Source organism: Streptomyces sp. 1114.5, from assembly GCF_003635085.1.
GTDB lineage: Bacteria > Actinomycetota > Actinomycetes > Streptomycetales > Streptomycetaceae > Kitasatospora.
Genome location: NZ_RBXE01000002.1, coordinates 1,352,501 through 1,367,975, shown reverse-complemented (window position 1 = coordinate 1,367,975; position 15,475 = coordinate 1,352,501). Strand labels below are relative to the sequence as shown.

General features: G+C 70.6%; 11 protein-coding genes and 2 rRNA genes (1 of these 13 only partly in view). 4 read left to right on the top strand and 9 right to left on the bottom strand.

What is annotated here, in order from left to right:
- Positions 1-151 precede the first annotated feature (151 nt).
- Complete coding sequence (locus BX285_RS29245) at positions 152-1,516, top strand: dipeptidase (RefSeq protein ID WP_097235154.1); 1,365 nt, start codon at positions 152-154, stop codon at positions 1,514-1,516.
- Here BX285_RS29245 and BX285_RS29240 read toward each other — a convergent pair.
- The 7 genes from BX285_RS29240 to BX285_RS29210 all read right to left on the bottom strand — a co-directional run bounded on the left by BX285_RS29240 (position 1,492) and on the right by BX285_RS29210 (position 9,539).
- On the bottom strand, positions 1,492-2,391 hold the full coding sequence (locus BX285_RS29240; protein WP_121178734.1) for a DUF4184 family protein: 900 nt from the start codon (positions 2,389-2,391) through the stop codon (positions 1,492-1,494). The two genes, BX285_RS29245 and BX285_RS29240, sit on opposite strands and share 25 nt — an antisense overlap.
- A gap of 189 nt (positions 2,392-2,580) precedes the next feature.
- Positions 2,581-3,648 (bottom strand): NUDIX hydrolase, encoded by a 1,068-nt coding sequence (locus BX285_RS29235; protein WP_097235156.1) that lies wholly within the window; start codon positions 3,646-3,648, stop codon positions 2,581-2,583.
- Between the two features lie 460 nt (positions 3,649-4,108).
- A complete protein-coding gene (locus BX285_RS29230; RefSeq protein ID WP_179852679.1) occupies positions 4,109-4,972 on the bottom strand; it encodes a C40 family peptidase in 864 nt (287 codons plus the stop codon).
- A 328-nt stretch (positions 4,973-5,300) separates the two neighbouring features.
- Positions 5,301-6,722, bottom strand: coding sequence for an acyl-CoA synthetase (locus tag BX285_RS29225; protein WP_121178733.1), 1,422 nt, complete (start codon positions 6,720-6,722; stop codon positions 5,301-5,303).
- Between the two features lie 292 nt (positions 6,723-7,014).
- The gene (locus BX285_RS29220) at positions 7,015-7,977 is read right to left on the bottom strand and encodes an electron transfer flavoprotein subunit alpha/FixB family protein (RefSeq protein ID WP_121178732.1); all 963 of its coding nucleotides are present in this window, start codon (positions 7,975-7,977) and stop codon (positions 7,015-7,017) included.
- A gap of 39 nt (positions 7,978-8,016) precedes the next feature.
- Positions 8,017-8,802: an electron transfer flavoprotein subunit beta/FixA family protein gene (locus BX285_RS29215; RefSeq protein WP_097235160.1), complete on the bottom strand. Its 786-nt coding sequence runs from the start codon at positions 8,800-8,802 to the stop codon at positions 8,017-8,019.
- A gap of 323 nt (positions 8,803-9,125) precedes the next feature.
- Positions 9,126-9,539: a thioredoxin family protein gene (locus tag BX285_RS29210; protein ID WP_097235161.1), complete on the bottom strand. Its 414-nt coding sequence runs from the start codon at positions 9,537-9,539 to the stop codon at positions 9,126-9,128.
- 243 nt (positions 9,540-9,782) lie between these two features.
- Here BX285_RS29210 and BX285_RS29205 point away from each other — a divergent pair, with 243 nt between their 5' ends.
- From BX285_RS29205 to BX285_RS29195, 3 genes are all read left to right on the top strand, one after another.
- A complete protein-coding gene (locus tag BX285_RS29205) occupies positions 9,783-10,208 on the top strand; it encodes a DUF4395 domain-containing protein (RefSeq protein ID WP_097235162.1) in 426 nt (141 codons plus the stop codon).
- 229 nt (positions 10,209-10,437) lie between these two features.
- The gene (locus BX285_RS29200) at positions 10,438-11,208 is read left to right on the top strand and encodes a 1-acyl-sn-glycerol-3-phosphate acyltransferase (protein WP_097235163.1); all 771 of its coding nucleotides are present in this window, start codon (positions 10,438-10,440) and stop codon (positions 11,206-11,208) included.
- A gap of 191 nt (positions 11,209-11,399) precedes the next feature.
- Positions 11,400-12,767 carry a PD40 domain-containing protein gene (locus BX285_RS29195; RefSeq protein ID WP_121178731.1) on the top strand — a complete coding sequence of 456 codons (1,368 nt, stop codon included), beginning with the start codon at positions 11,400-11,402 and terminating at the stop codon, positions 12,765-12,767.
- 97 nt (positions 12,768-12,864) lie between these two features.
- On the opposite strand, the gene rrf is transcribed toward BX285_RS29195, so the two are convergent.
- A 5S ribosomal RNA gene (rrf, locus tag BX285_RS29190) occupies positions 12,865-12,981 on the bottom strand.
- A 72-nt stretch (positions 12,982-13,053) separates the two neighbouring features.
- Positions 13,054-15,475: ribosomal RNA gene (locus tag BX285_RS29185) — 23S ribosomal RNA — on the bottom strand (it continues 698 nt past the right edge of the window).

The window sequence follows — 15,475 nt, the reverse complement described above, 5'->3', positions numbered from 1 at the left end:
GCACCAGCCGACACCGCCCGCCCCCACCCGCACCACCCGCCACCACCCGGCCCCGAACCACCCGATACCGCTCCGCCTATGATCGGCAGTACCCCAACCGAAGCCCCCGCCCGCATCACCCCACGGGCGGCCCCATCCCCTCGGAGCCCCGATGTCACAGCCCCTGGCCGACGCCGTCCGGTCCCTGATGGACCGTGCCCGCACCGACCTCGCCGAGCTGGTCGCGTTCCCGTCGGTCGCCGACCCGCGCCAGTTCCCGGTCGAGGAGTGCGAGAAGGCCGCGCGCTGGGTCGCCGACGCGTTCGCCGCCGAGGGCCTGACCAACATCCAGCTGCTCGACACCCCGGACGGCACCCAGTCCGTCTACGCCGAGCTGCCCGGCCCCGAGGGCGCGCCGACCGTCCTGCTCTACTCGCACTACGACGTCCAGCCCCCGCTCGACGAGGACGCCTGGATCAGCCCGGCCTTCGAGCTGACCGAGCGTGACGGCCGCTGGTACGGGCGCGGCGCCGCCGACTGCAAGGGCAACATCCTGATGCACCTGACCGCCCTGCGGGCGCTGCGCCAGGTGTACGGGGACGCCTACCCGGTCGGCCTGAAGATCATCGTCGAGGGCTCGGAGGAGCAGGGGACCGGCGGCCTGGAGCGCTACGCCGAGGCGCACCCCGAGCTGCTCACCGCCGACGCCATCATCATCGGCGACACCGGCAACTTCGCTGCCGGCCTGCCGACGGTGACGGCCTCGCTGCGCGGCATGACGGTGGTCGAGGCCACGGTCACCACCCTGGCCGGCAACCTGCACTCCGGCGCGTTCGGCGGCGCCGCCCCGGACGCCCTGCAGTCCCTGGTCCGGATCCTCGCCTCGCTGCACGACTCGAACGGCGACGTCGCAGTCGCCGGGTTGGCCGCCGACCAGACCTGGGACGGCGTGCAGTACCCGGAGGAGCAGTTCCGCGCCGACGCCAAGGTGCTCGACGGCGTCGCCCTGACGGGCACCGGCACCATCGCCGACCGCCTCTGGGCTCGCCCGTCCGTCACCGTCCTCGGCATCGACGCGCCGCCGGTGATCGGCGCGACCTCCTCCGTCCAGGCCGCCGCCAAGGCCCTGATCAGCCTGCGCGTCCCGCCGGGCACGGACGCCTCCGCCGCCCAGGACGCGCTGGTCGCCCACCTGGAGAAGCAGGTCCCGCTCGGTGCCCGGCTCACCGTCGAGCGGCGCGGCAGCGGCTCCCCGTTCCGCGCCGACACCACCGGCCCGGCCTACGAGGCGATGGGCGAGGCGATGGCCGAGGCCTTCGGCACCGACATGGTCGCCTCCGGCGAGGGCGGCTCGATCCCGCTCTGCAACACCCTGCGCTCGCTCTACCCGCAGGCCGAGATCGTGCTGATCGGCGTCGAGGAGCCGGCGACCCAGATCCACGCGGTCAACGAGAGCGTCGACCCGCAGGAGCTGGAGCGGATGGCCCTCGCCGAGGCCCTGTTCCTCCGTCGCTACGCCGAACTGCGCTCCGTCTGACGGACGTTCGAAGCCCGACCGACACCCGAGTCCTGACCGACCTTCGGAGCCCGACCGCCACTCGGGCCGGGACCGGCGCCCCGGTCCCGGCCGGCCCCCGGCCGCCCGCCGCGCAACCGGCGGGCGGCCGCCACCACCGCCGCGTAACCGACGGCCCCCACCGCGAGCCCGGCCCCGGCGCCGAAGCAGACCTCCGGCACCAGGTTCCGCTTCAGCGGGCTGAGCCGGTGCAGCACCCCGGCCGCCGTCGCCGCCCCCAGCACCGCGACGGCGGCCCGCCGCGTCCGGGGCGCGAGCCGGACGGTCGGACGCACCGGCTCGACGGCCCCCACCGCACGCGCTGCCCAGCCGCCCATCGCCGCCAGCGCGAGCGCCGAACTCCCGTACTGCAACGACTCGTACAGCGGTACCCCGGCCACCTCCCGGTCCAGTACGGGCAGCAGCCGCACGCCCAGCCGACCGCCGTGCGTGAACGCGTCCCACCCGACGTGGGTGGCCGCACCGATGGCCGCCGACGCCGCGAACCACGCCACGCCCGCCCCCGTGCCGCCCCCGCTCCCGGCCCGCCGCACCGTCAGCGCCTCGGCGCCGCCCGACCACCGCTCCGGCAGCAGCGCCACCAGCGGCCCCCGCAGCAGGCCGTGCCAGCCCGCCACCAGGGCGCCGGCGATCACCACGTCCAGCGTCGGCACCGCCCACCAGCGGTGCGTCAGCCCGCCGTGGCCGTAGACCCCGGGCAGCAGGGACTCGGCGAAGAACGGCACGTCGGGCGCCATCGACCCGGCGACCAGCGCCGACGCCACCAGCGGCCCGCGCTCCCCGGCACGGCGCAGCAGGGGCAGGACGGCGGCGGGATGGCTCAGCGTGAACGGCATGCCCCCATCCTCCCGCCCGCACCGGCAACCCGACCAGCCCGGGCGGCCCGGCCGGCCCGCCCGGCCCTCGCACCGGCAACCCGACCAGCCCGGCCGACCCGCCCGGCCCTCGCACCGGCGACCCGCCTGGCCGTGGGCCGCAGCCCACGGCCAGGCCGTACCGACGGGACGCCCGGGCCGGCCCCCGCCCTACGCCGCGTCCGCCGTGCTCGCCAACCCGACCGCCACCCGGCACCCCGCCTCCAGGTACCGCAGCTCGCCACTGCGCCGGGCGTCCAGCGCCGCGGCCAGGCGCCGGTACCGGCTCGGCGGCAGCAGTTCGGCGGCCTCGTCCAGGGTGACGAAGCGCCAGCTGCGAAGTTCCTCCGGCTGCAGCAGCAGGTTCTGCCGGCCCTCGGCGTCCAGCAGGCCGCCGTCGTACATCAGCCGCAGGCCGCCGCGGCGCGGGCCGGTGCGCGGCTCCCAGTCCACGGCGAGCAGGCGCAGCCCGGTGGGGTCGAGGCGCAGGCCCAGTTCCTCGGCGGTCTCCCGCAGGGCGGCGTCGGTGGGGGCCTCGCCGCGCTCGACCACTCCGCCCGGGAAGTCCCAGTCGGGCTTGTAGACCGGGTCGACGAGCAGGACCCGGTCCTGTTCGTCGAAGAACAGGACGCCGGAGGCCACGGTGTCCCCGGTCGGGTCCGGGGTCTGGACGATCGGGCAGCGCGCGGCGCCGACCCGGACGAGCTCGGCGATCCGCAGGGCGGTCTCCCGGGGGGTGAGCTCGCTGGTGTCGACCATCCTGGCGTCCCCGACCAGCCAGCGACGGGCGGCGCGGTAGCGGGGCAGGTGTTCGAGGCACCAGGCGCGGACCCGCTCGCTCGCCTCCGGGTCGCCGGGGCACTCCTCGCGACGGGCGATGCGGTCTCGCAGGATCGTTTCTTCGGGATCCAGCACGAAGTGGTGCACGGTGATCCCGTGGGAGGCGAGGTCGCCGAAGATCTCGTCCCGGTAGTCCTCTCTGAGCAGGGCCATCGGGACCACCAGAGGGCCCCCGACCTCGGTGAGCAGCGCGGCCGCCGTCTCGGGGACGAGCCGGCGCCAGGCCGCCAGGTCCTGGAAGTCCGACACCGTCGCCAGCCGGTCGGCCGGGAGCATCCGGCGCAAGCCGAAGCCCACCAGCTCGGGATCGAAGAGCACGCTCCCGGGCAGCAGTTCCACCAGCTCGCGGCAGGCACTGGTCTTGCCCGCCCCGAATGTGCCATTGACCCAGACGATCACAACGTCCCCTGCCCCTCGACTTCCCCCGATGCCGTTCGCACCGGGCAGCGCCCCCGTCGGCCGAACCAGCGCCACCCGTGGTGGTACCCGCCCCACGCCGCTCCCCATGCCTGCCCGCCGCGCCCGTCCGCGCGCTCCGCCTTGCCCCGTGACAGCGGCATGTGCCCAGGCCAGGCGCCCGCACCCGGAAATATGCAGACCGGTCTACATCAGAATTGCACCCCTTCACCACTGCTCACGCACAGGACGTCCCATGGGTCGACTTCCCGTGTGCGCCCCGCTCGCACGCCTCACCGGCGCGCCGCCCGCGCCCCCGACACCACCCCACCCCGCCCGCGCACTCCCGCCCGCGCCGCGCCGCGCCGCGCAACCGCACACGACGGCTACGCCAGCCGGCGGCACCACGCCTCGGGGGCACCCGCCGGAGCGGATGCCCCCGACCCGCGAACCGGCGGCAGCGCTACGGCCGCCCCATGTACGCCGGGTAGTAGCCGCTGCTGATCCCCGAGATCCGGATGTTGGTCCCCGGCCGCGCGGCCTCGACGTACTGGTTGTTGCCCAGGTAGATCGCCACGTGCTGGATGCCCCGCTCGGTCCCGTCCGGGGACCAGAACAGCAGGTCTCCGCGGCGCAGCTGACTCGCCGTGATCGGCGTGGTCGCCTCGTACTGGTCGTTGGCGACCCGCGGCAGGTCGATGCCGCCGCGTCTGAACGCCTGCTGGACCAGCCCCGAGCAGTCGTATCCGTCCGGCCCGTTGCCCGCCGTCATGAAGGGCTTGCCCAGCTGGGCGAGCGCGTACTGCACGGCGGTCTCGACGTCGCGGTCCTCGGCGACCGAGTCGTGGGACGAGCCGGAGGAGGCCGAGGAGCCCGCGGAGGAGCCTCCGGTCCGCGCCAGGTAGATCTCGTAGTGCGAGGTCCAGCGCCACTCCCCCTTGCTGTTGCGGAACCAGTAGCGCGACCCGTCCCACCCCTGCTTGATGCCGCCGCTCGACTTCACGCTGCTCGACGCCTTGGTCCCGCTCCCGGTCCGCGCCAGGTAGACGCTGTAGTGGGAGGTCCAGCGCCACTGCCCCTGGCTGTTCTTGAACCAGTACCGCGAGCCGTCCCACCCGGCGTGCGCCGGCGCGGCCTCGGCGGCCGCGGGGCTCACGCCGATACCGAGGCCGAACACGCCAGCTCCGGTCGCGATCACGGCCACCATGCCTATCCCCCGGCGGAGCCGCGCGGCCCGGGAGGGACGGGGGGAAGAGGCGGTGGCAGCACCCTGCTGCCCGGTCGGTTCGTCGGCGGCATCCGGCGCGCCGGTATTGACGGTGGTCATCCTGCTGACTTCCTTCACTGCTGCGTATCGCATGCGGACGGCCGCCGGAGCGGCGGCTGCGGACCTGCTTCGAACCCGCCGTACGCCCGGCACCGCCGGTTCGTACGGCTCGGCAGACCCCTGTCCGACGCGCCGCGGCCTCCGGCCCTTGCGACCGGAAACCGCGGCGCCTCGCCCAGGGATTCAGTTCTGCCTGCGTGTCACGTTAGGCACGCGTCCGCACACGGCGCGCAGTGGAGTGCGCCAAATGGAAGGGTCACGGGCGGTGAGCACCGACGCCGCATCAGGGTGAGAACCCGTCACCGGGGCGCGACCCGACGCCTCCTCATCACCGGCCGCCGGCCTCCGCGAGCAGCTGCTTCTTCAGCACCTTTCCCAGGGCGTTCCTGGGCAGTTCGGGTACCAGGACGACCCGACGCGGCCGCTTGTGCACCGAGAGCCGCTCCGCCACAAAGGCCGTCAGCTGGTCCCCCGTCACGGCGCCGTCCGGGATGACGTAGGCGACGATCGCCTGGCCGAGGTCCTCGTCCGGCACGCCGACCACCGCCGCGTCGGCGACCGCCGGGTGGTCCCGCAGCGCGGCCTCCACCTCGCCCGCGCCGATCCGGTAGCCGCCGCTCTTGATCAGGTCCACCGAGGCGCGGCCGACGATCCGGTGGAAGCCGTCCGCCCCGATCACCGCGACGTCCCCGGTGCGGAACCAGCCGTCCGCCGTCCACGCCTCGGCGTCCGCGTCCGGCCGGTTGAGGTACCCGCTGAACAGCGTCGGGCCGGAAACCTGCAGCTCACCGACGGTCTCCCCGTCGTGCGGCACCGGCTCGCCGTCCTCGCCGACCAGCCGGGTGCGCACCCCGTCCACCGGCAGCCCGACGCTTCCGGGGCGCCGCTCGCCGTCCGCCCGGGTGCTGACGGTGATCAGCGACTCGGTCATCCCGTACCGCTCGATCGGGGCGTGCCCGGTGAGCGCCGCCAGTTTCTCGAACACCGGCACGGGCAGGGGCGCACTGCCGGAGACCAGCAGCCGGGCCGAGGCCAGCCGGCCGGCCGCCTCCGGGTCGGCGGCCAGCCGGGACCAGACGGTGGGCACCCCGAAGTAGAGGCTGCCGCCGGCCGCCGCGTACGCCTCCGGGGTGGGCCGTCCGGTGTGCACCAGCCGGCTCCCGGTGCGCAGGGCGCCGAGCACGCCGAGCAGCAGTCCGTGCACGTGGAACAGTGGCAAGCCGTGGACGAGGGTGTCCTCGGCGGTCCACTGCCAGGCCGTGGCCAGCGCGTCCAGGTCGGCGGCGATCGCCTCGCGTCGGATCACCGCCCCCTTGGGCGCGCCGGTGGTGCCCGAGGTGTAGAGCACGAAGCCGGTCGACTCTGCGGCCGGCTCGGCGTACGTGGCAGCGGAGCGCTGCCCGGGATCGACCGGCAGCCCCTCCACCGCGGTACCCTCCGGCAGCGTTTCCCCGACGGCGTGCGCGAGCAGCGCCGCGCCCGAGTCGCCCAGGATGTGCGCGCGCTCCTTGGGCCCCGAGTCGGGCGGCAGCGGCACCACCGGAACGCCCGCCAGCAGGCCGCCCACCACGGCGGTCACCGTCTCCACGGTCGGCCGCGCGAGCACCGCCAGCGCGGGGGCACCGGCCACCCGGTCGGCGACGACGGTCGCCGCACCGAGCAGCTCCTCCCGGGAGAGCGTCCGGCCGTCGATCCGCAACGCGTCCGCCGCGTCGCCGAAACCGCCCTGAAGTGCCGTCAGCAGTGCCATGCCACCGTCCTCGCCCTCGTCCCACGCCAATGCGTCACGCCCTGCACGTCACGCGTTCAGGTCATGCGGTCAACTCATGCCCCGCACATCACACGCCCGGGTCATGAGCCCCGCTCATGACCCGGCTCATGAGGCCGACTCATGCCCCGGAGGGCCCCGGAGGTCACGCGCCCGCGCCGACTCTACGGGCCGCCGCCAGTCCGTCCGTGCTCGGCAGGGAACGGCGGCGGGGAACGACGGAGGGCGTGGCACCGAGCACCCGGCGCCACGCCCTCCGAACCTACCCGTGGGTTCAGGCCTTGCGGGCCTTCACCTCGGCGGTGAGCTGCGGCAGGACCTGGAAGAGGTCGCCGACCACGCCGTAGTCGACCAGCTCGAAGATCGGGGCCTCGGGGTCCTTGTTGACGGCCACGATGGTCTTCGAGGTCTGCATGCCGGCCCGGTGCTGGATGGCACCGGAGATGCCCGCCGCGATGTACAGCTGCGGGGAGACCTGCTTGCCGGTCTGGCCGACCTGGCTGCTGTGCGGGTACCAACCCGCGTCCACCGCGGCACGCGAGGCACCGACGGCCGCGCCCAGCGCGTCCGCGAGCTCCTCGACCACCCCGAAGCCCTCGGCGGCACCGACACCACGGCCACCGGAGACCACGATCGCGGCCTCGGTCAGCTCCGGACGGCCCGTCGACACCCGCGGCGTGCGCGAGGTCACCGTGGCCGCATTGCCGGTGAACGCCACCGACACGTTCTCCACCGCACCCGCCGCCGCAACGGCCTCCGGAGCCACCGCGTTCGGCTTGACGGTGATGACCGGCGCACCCTTGGTGACCTTCGACTTCACCTGGAACGACGCCGCGAACACCGACTGCGTCGCCACCGGACCACCATCACCGGCCTCCACGTCCACCGCGTCGGTGATGATGCCCGAACCCAGGCGCAGCGCCACGCGGGCGGCGACCTCCTTGCCCTCGCCGGACGAGGTGACCAGCACGGCCGCCACGTCGTTGGCCTTGGCGATCTGGGCCAGGGCGTCCACCTTGGGGACGACCAGCTGGTCGGCGAACTCGGCACCGTCGGCGACGTACACCTTCACCGCGCCGAACTCGCCGGCCTTGGCGGCGATGTCGGCGGCCGCGGCACCGGCGCCGAGCACCACCGCGGACGGCTCGCCGATACGGCGGGCCAGGGTCAGCAGCTCCAGGGCCGGCTTGCGGACCACACCGTCGGCGTGGTCCACCAGGACGAGAATCTCAGCCATTGCTCAATGTCTCCGTGTTCGCAGGTTCGAGGGCTCGGACTAGATGAACTTCTGGTCGGCGAGGAAGCCGGCGAGCGCCTTGCCGCCCTCGCCCTCGTCCTTGACGACCGTGCCCGCGGTACGCGCCGGACGCGCCGCCACCGACTCCACCGCCGTCCACGAACCCGCCAGACCGACCTCGTCCGCCTCGATCCCCAGATCGTCCAGGTCCAGCGACTCGACCGGCTTCTTCTTCGCCGCCATGATCCCCTTGAACGACGGGTACCGGGCCTCACCCGACTGGTCCGTCACCGACACCACCGCCGGCAGCGCCGCCTCCACCAGCTCCGTCGCCGCGTCACCGTCACGACGGCCCTTCACCACACCGCCCTCGACCGACACCTCCGACAGCAGCGTCACCTGCGGCACACCCAGACGCTCCGCCAGCAGCGCCGGCAGCACACCCATCGTGCCGTCCGTCGACGCCATACCACCGATCACCAGATCGAACCCGGTCTTCTCCAACGCCTTCGCCAGAACCGCCGACGTCCCGATCACATCCGAACCGTGGATGTCGTCGTCGTTCACGTGCACGGCCTTGTCCGCACCCATCGACAGCGCCTTGCGCAGCGCGTCCTTCGCATCGTCCGGACCGACCGTCAGCACCGTCACCTCGGCACCCTCGTTCGCCTCCGCGATCCGCAGCGCCTGCTCCACGCCGTACTCGTCCAGCTCCGACAGGAGGCCGTCCACGCCATCCCGGTCGGTGGTGTGGTCGTCCGCAAAACGACGGTCACCCGTCGCATCCGGCACGTACTTCACACAGACAACGATCCTCAAGCTCACGGCCTGTCTCCTGTACTGGTCTCGTCCGGCGGCTGCGGCGGTGCAAGCGGGTGCGAACACGACCGCACACCCGCTCCGGGCAGCGAATTCCCGTGCCGGTCCGGAACTTCCTGGCAGCATACTCGCCGGTAGCGCGGCGGTCACTACTGGCCAGTAGCTTATGCCGTTCGGATGCACCCTCCGCCTGCGCCCATCCTGCCCCAGCCGGGGGCGGACTCCACCTGACACGGCAGGTCTCCTCGACCGGATTCCCGCCCGCGACCAGTACGCCGCGACCACCACTCCGCGGACACCGCTCCGGGGCCGCCCCGGCCCGGAACGCCTCAGACCGCCTGGCCGAGCGCCGCGATCACGTCCACCGTGCGCGGCTGCCCCGACGCCCGGCGCACGATCCGGCCGTCCGCGTCCAGCACCAGCACCGTCGGCGTCCGCCGGATCTCCAGCCGCCGGACCAGCTCCAGCCGCGCCTCCGCGTCCACCTCGACGTGCTCGACCCCGTCGACCATCCCGGCCACCTCGGACAGCACCCGCCGGGTGGCCCGGCAGGGCTGGCAGAAAGCCGTCGAGAACTGCACCAGCGTCGCCCGTGAGCCCAGCGGCCCGCCCAGTTCCGCCTCCGACAGCCGTACCGTCCCGTCCTCGGTGCGCACCCTCATCCTTCCGTCGCGACCGGCTCGCAGCAGCCCGAACATGGTCGCCACCGCCAGTGCGACAACGCACGCCACCTGCCCGGTCATCCCTCCAGTCTGCGCCGACGCCCGGCGGCTCCGAAACACGGTCGACCGCCGGGGGCGGGCCACGTACGATCGGCCGGTGGACTTCGAGCGCTCCTCACCGCCGTCGCCGACCTGCCGCCGTGTCACCGACCGGCGCCGGGCCTCCGCCTCCCGCTCCTGGTTCCACTTCCGGTTCCGCTTCCGCTGACGCCCCCGCCGCCGCCGTCCGCCGCTGCCGCCCGTCGCGACCCTCCCGGAGCCCACGTGCAGACCGACCCCCGCGGTCCCCGTTTCGCCGCCGCGCTCACCTCGGCCGTCCTGATCACCGTCCTCCTCACCGGTAGCTGCGCCCTCCTGGCCGCCCAGACCCTCGTCTTCGCACTCGGCGCGTTCGGCGGCTTACGGCTCTCCCCGTACGACTGGCTGTTCCGGACCCTCGTCGCGCCCCGCCTCGCGCCCCCGTCCGAGACCGAGGACGAACGGCCCCTGCGCTTCGGTCAGGGCATCCTCACGGTCTTCGCCACCCTCGGCGCCCTCGGCCACGTCACCGGCGTGACCTGGCTCAGCCTGCTGGCCACCGCGGTCGCCCTCGCCGCCGCCTTCCTCAACGCCGCGTTCGGTTGCTGCCTGGGCTGCGAGCTCTACCCGTTCGTCCGGCGCGCCCAGGGCCGCCTCACCGCCGGCGCCTGACTTCCGCCGGCTGGGGAGCGGGAAAGTTCCCCTCCTAATTCATCACGGAGATCACACCGTGAAAATCGGCTTGACCGCACGGCTCAGGTGACAGCAGGCACTCGTTCGGGGGATCATCTCCGTGAATCACCCGTGACCGCCGCGGCGTGCCGTGCTCCGGTCGGCGCCCCGCGCAACGGCGCGGGTACCCGCCGTACCGGGCTCCGGCCCGTGGAAGTCAGGACTGACCGTGGCAGAGTTCGTGTATCCGCCGGTGATCGGCGCCGCACTCACCGCCTTCCGTGCACTCGATGTACGGATCAAGATCGTGGGTGCCGAACACATCCCCGCCAGGGGGGGAGCGGTACTTGTCAGTAACCACATCAGTTACCTGGACTTTCTCTTCGCCGGTCTCGGCGCCTACCGCGGCGGCAAGCGCAAGACTCGCTTCATGGCCAAAGACGACGTCTTCAAGCACCGGATCTCCGGCCCCCTGATGCGCGGCATGAAGCACATCCCGGTGGACCGCACCGACGGCCAGCCCGCGTACGAGGCCGCCGTCCGCGCCCTCAAGGCCGGCGAGGTCGTCGGGGTGTTCCCCGAGGCGACGATCAGCCGCTCGTTCATGCTGAAGAAGTTCAAGACCGGCGCCGCCCGGATGGCCGCCGACTCCGGCACCCCGCTGCTGCCCGTCGTGCTCTGGGGCACCCAGCAGCTCTGGACCAAGGGCCGCCCGAAGACCCTGACCAAGCGCCACGTTCCGGTGACGATCATGATCGGCGAACCGATTCAGCTCGGACCGGCCGACAAGCCGGTCATGGTCACCCGAAGACTCCGCGCCGCCATGAGCGAGATGCTCGACCGCGCCCAGCGCGAGTACCCCGGCAAGCCCTCCGGCCCGGACGACACCTGGTGGCTGCCCGCCCAGCTCGGCGGCACCGCGCCCACCCTGGAGGTCGCCGAAGCCGAGGACGAGGCGGAGGCCCTGGCCAAGGCCGAGCGTCGCGCCGCCCGGGGCTGATGGCTGACCCTCCCTCTCCCCTCTCACCCTCCCGTCTGCTACTCCGTGCGATCGAGTGAACGCCTTCCGTCGCGTGTCGCCCGGCCGCCGACCTCCCCCGTCTGACACAGTGACAGCTTCTCTCAGGGGCCTTCGTCCTGAATCGACGACGGGGGCGACACGTCGAGCGGTCGGAAAGGTCGGAGACGGAGATGGCAAGGATCACCGGAACACGGCAGTCACCCACAACCAGGGCCCGCACCCGCGCAAGCGCCGGTGCGGGCTTCCTGCTTCTGGGCATCCTGCTCACCGGCTGCGGGGCCGAACCCGGGGAGATCCCGCTCTCCGAGATCCGGCCGGAGACCCCCTCCGCCACCCCCGAGCCGACGCCCGCCGCAACCCCCGGCGTGGTCGGCGCGGTTGCCGGCAATCCCGCCGCGGCCACCGCGCACAACGGACTGATCGTCAGCCGCGCCTACACCGACACCTCCCGCACCACCACCGCCATCGTCACCTTCGCCCCCGACGGCAGCGGCCAGCAGCAGATCACCCAGCCGCCGGCCCGCGCCCGCGACGACCGCCCCGACTGGTCCCCCGACGGCGCCACCGTCGCCTTCGACCGCACCGACCCGCAGACCGGCACCGCCCGGCTCTGGACCGTCGCCACCTCCGGCGAAGGCGCCCACCAGGTCGGCCAGCTCTGCGACAGCGGCACCGCCGACTGCGCCAACGAGGACGAACGCGCCCCCGCCTTCTCCCCGGACGGCAAACAGCTCGCCTTCAGCCGCTCCTGGGGGCCCCTGGACCCGGCCGGCAACACGCAGACCCAGTACTCGGACCTCTACCTGATGAGCCCCGACGGCACCGACGTGCAGCGGCTCACCTTCCTCACCAACGACAAGCCTTACTCCGGCACGGTCAGCAACCCCAGCTGGTCCCCCGACGGCAAGCAGCTCACCTTCGAGTACCGCACCGGCGCCACCGGACAACCCGCCAACAGCCGTGCCATCTACATCGTCGGCGTGGACGGCACCGGCCTGCGCCAGCTCACCCCCTGGGAACTGCGCGCCGGCGACCGCGCCGCCTGGTCCCCCGACGGCACCCGGATCCTCTTCACCACCTACCCCGCCGGCGCCGACAACGCCCCTGGCGGCGGCATCTACACCGTCCACCCCGACGGCACCGCCATCGGCGCCCTCACCCCCGCGCCCTCCGACGTCTTCTACGGCACCGCCGCGTACGCACCTGACGGCAAGTCCATCGTCTTCGCCCAGGCCCCGGCCGGATCCGGCGCCGACCTCTACCGCATGCAGCCCGACGGCACCGGCGTCGCCCGCCTCACCAACACCGCGGACAAGTGGCTCGCCCGCCCCGCCTGGGGAACGGCCGAGCCGTCGACCGCACTGTCGAACGCTGCTTCGTCGGCCGTTCCGTCGGCCGTTCCGTCGGCCGTTCCGTCGACCAGGCCCTCGGCCGATCCGTCGGCCGCAACGGCCCCGACGGACCGGCCCGAGGTCCAGCCGCCCGCACGGGCCCAGGGGCAGCCGCCCACAGAGGAACCCCAATCCGACGACGAATGAGCCGGCGAGAAACGCGGTAGCGAAACGCGGCACGAAAAAGCGGTACGGAAACGCAAAAGACCCCCTCCCGGACGGGAGGGGGTCTTTTGGAATAATTGTTCGGCGGCGTCCTACTCTCCCACAGGGTCCCCCCTGCAGTACCATCGGCGCTGTGAGGCTTAGCTTCCGGGTTCGGAATGTAACCGGGCGTTTCCCTCACGCTATGACCACCGAAACACTATGAAACTATCCGACCCGCCGGCAGGGCGGTCGTTGTTTCAGAACAACACAGTGGACGCGAGCAACTGAGGACAAGCCCTCGGCCTATTAGTACCGGTCAACTCCACCCCTCACAGGGCTTCCATATCCGGCCTATCAACCCAGTCGTCTACTGGGAGCCTTACCCTCTCAAGGAGGTGGGAGTGCTCATCTCGAAGCAGGCTTCCCGCTTAGATGCTTTCAGCGGTTATCCCTCCCGAACGTAGCCAACCAGCCATGCCCTTGGCAGGACAACTGGCACACCAGAGGTTCGTCCGTCCCGGTCCTCTCGTACTAGGGACAGCCCTTCTCAACACTCCTACGCGCACAGCGGATAGGGACCGAACTGTCTCACGACGTTCTAAACCCAGCTCGCGTACCGCTTTAATGGGCGAACAGCCCAACCCTTGGGACCTACTCCAGCCCCAGGATGCGACGAGCCGACATCGAGGTGCCAAACCATCCCGTCGATATGGACTCTTGGGGAAGATCAGCCTGTTATCCCCGGGGTACCTTTTATCCGTTGAGCGACGGCGCTTCCACAAGCCACCGCCGGATCACTAGTCCCTACTTTCGTACCTGCTCGACCCGTCAGTCTCACAGTCAAGCTCCCTTGTGCACTTACACTCAACACCTGATTGCCAACCAGGCTGAGGGAACCTTTGGGCGCCTCCGTTACCCTTTAGGAGGCAACCGCCCCAGTTAAACTACCCACCAGACACTGTCCCTGATCCGGATCACGGACCCAGGTTAGACATCCAGCACGACCAGAGTGGTATTTCAACGACGACTCCACAACAACTGGCGTTGCCGCTTCAAAGTCTCCCACCTATCCTACACAAGCCGAACCGAACACCAATATCAAGCTATAGTAAAGGTCCCGGGGTCTTTCCGTCCTGCTGCGCGAAACGAGCATCTTTACTCGTAATGCAATTTCACCGGGCCTATGGTTGAGACAGTCGAGAAGTCGTTACGCCATTCGTGCAGGTCGGAACTTACCCGACAAGGAATTTCGCTACCTTAGGATGGTTATAGTTACCACCGCCGTTTACTGGCGCTTAAGTTCTCAGCTTCGCCTGGACGAATCCAAGCTAACCGGTCCCCTTAACGTTCCAGCACCGGGCAGGCGTCAGTCCGTATACATCGCCTTACGGCTTCGCACGGACCTGTGTTTTTAGTAAACAGTCGCTTCTCGCTGGTCTCTGCGGCCACCCCCAGCTCAAGGCGCAAGGCCCGTCACCAGGAATGGCCCCCCTTCTCCCGAAGTTACGGGGGCATTTTGCCGAGTTCCTTAACCATAGTTCACCCGAACGCCTCGGTATTCTCTACCTGACCACCTGAGTCGGTTTGGGGTACGGGCCGCCATGAAACTCGCTAGAGGCTTTTCTCGACAGCATAGGATCATCCACTTCACCACAATCGGCTCGGCATCAGGTCTCAGCCTTAATGTGAGGCGGATTTGCCTACCTCACGGCCTACACCCTTACCCCGGGACAACCACCGCCCGGGCTGGACTACCTTCCTGCGTCACCCCATCGCTCACCTACTACCCCGTTGGGTCACCGGCTCCACCACGTCCCATTGTCCGAAGACTCCGGGCCGGCTTCACGGGCTTAGCATCAAGAGGTTCAGCGTTGGCGCTTCAAAGCGGGTACGGGAATATCAACCCGTTGTCCATCGACTACGCCTGTCGGCCTCGCCTTAGGTCCCGACTTACCCTGGGCAGATCAGCTTGACCCAGGAACCCTTGGTCAATCGGCGCAAGAGTTTCCCACTCTTGTATCGCTACTCATGCCTGCATTCTCACTCGTATACCGTCCACGACTGGTTTCCACCGCCGCTTCACCCGGCACACGACGCTCCCCTACCCATCACAGCCTCCGTTGGGAGTATTGCTGCAATGACACGACTTCGGTGATGTGCTTGAGCCCCGCTACATTGTCGGCGCGGAATCACTTGACCAGTGAGCTATTACGCACTCTTTCAAGGGTGGCTGCTTCTAAGCCAACCTCCTGGTTGTCTCTGCGACTCCACATCCTTTCCCACTTAGCACACGCTTAGGGACCTTAGTCGGTGTTCTGGGCTGTTTCCCTCTCGACCATGGAGCTTATCCCCCACAGTCTCACTGCCACGCTCTCACTTACCGGCATTCGGAGTTTGGCTAAGGTCAGTAACCCGGTAAGGCCCATCGCCTATCCAGTGCTCTACCTCCGGCAAGAAACACGTGACGCTGCACCTAAATGCATTTCGGGGAGAACCAGCTATCACGGAGTTTGATTGGCCTTTCACCCCTAACCACAGGTCATCCCCCAGGTTTTCAACCCTGGTGGGTTCGGTCCTCCACACGGTCTTACCCGCGCTTCAACCTGCCCATGGCTAGATCACTCCGCTTCGGGTCTTGGGCATGCAACTCAGACGCCCTATTCGGACTCGCTTTCGCTACGGCTACCCCACACGGGTTAACCTCGCTA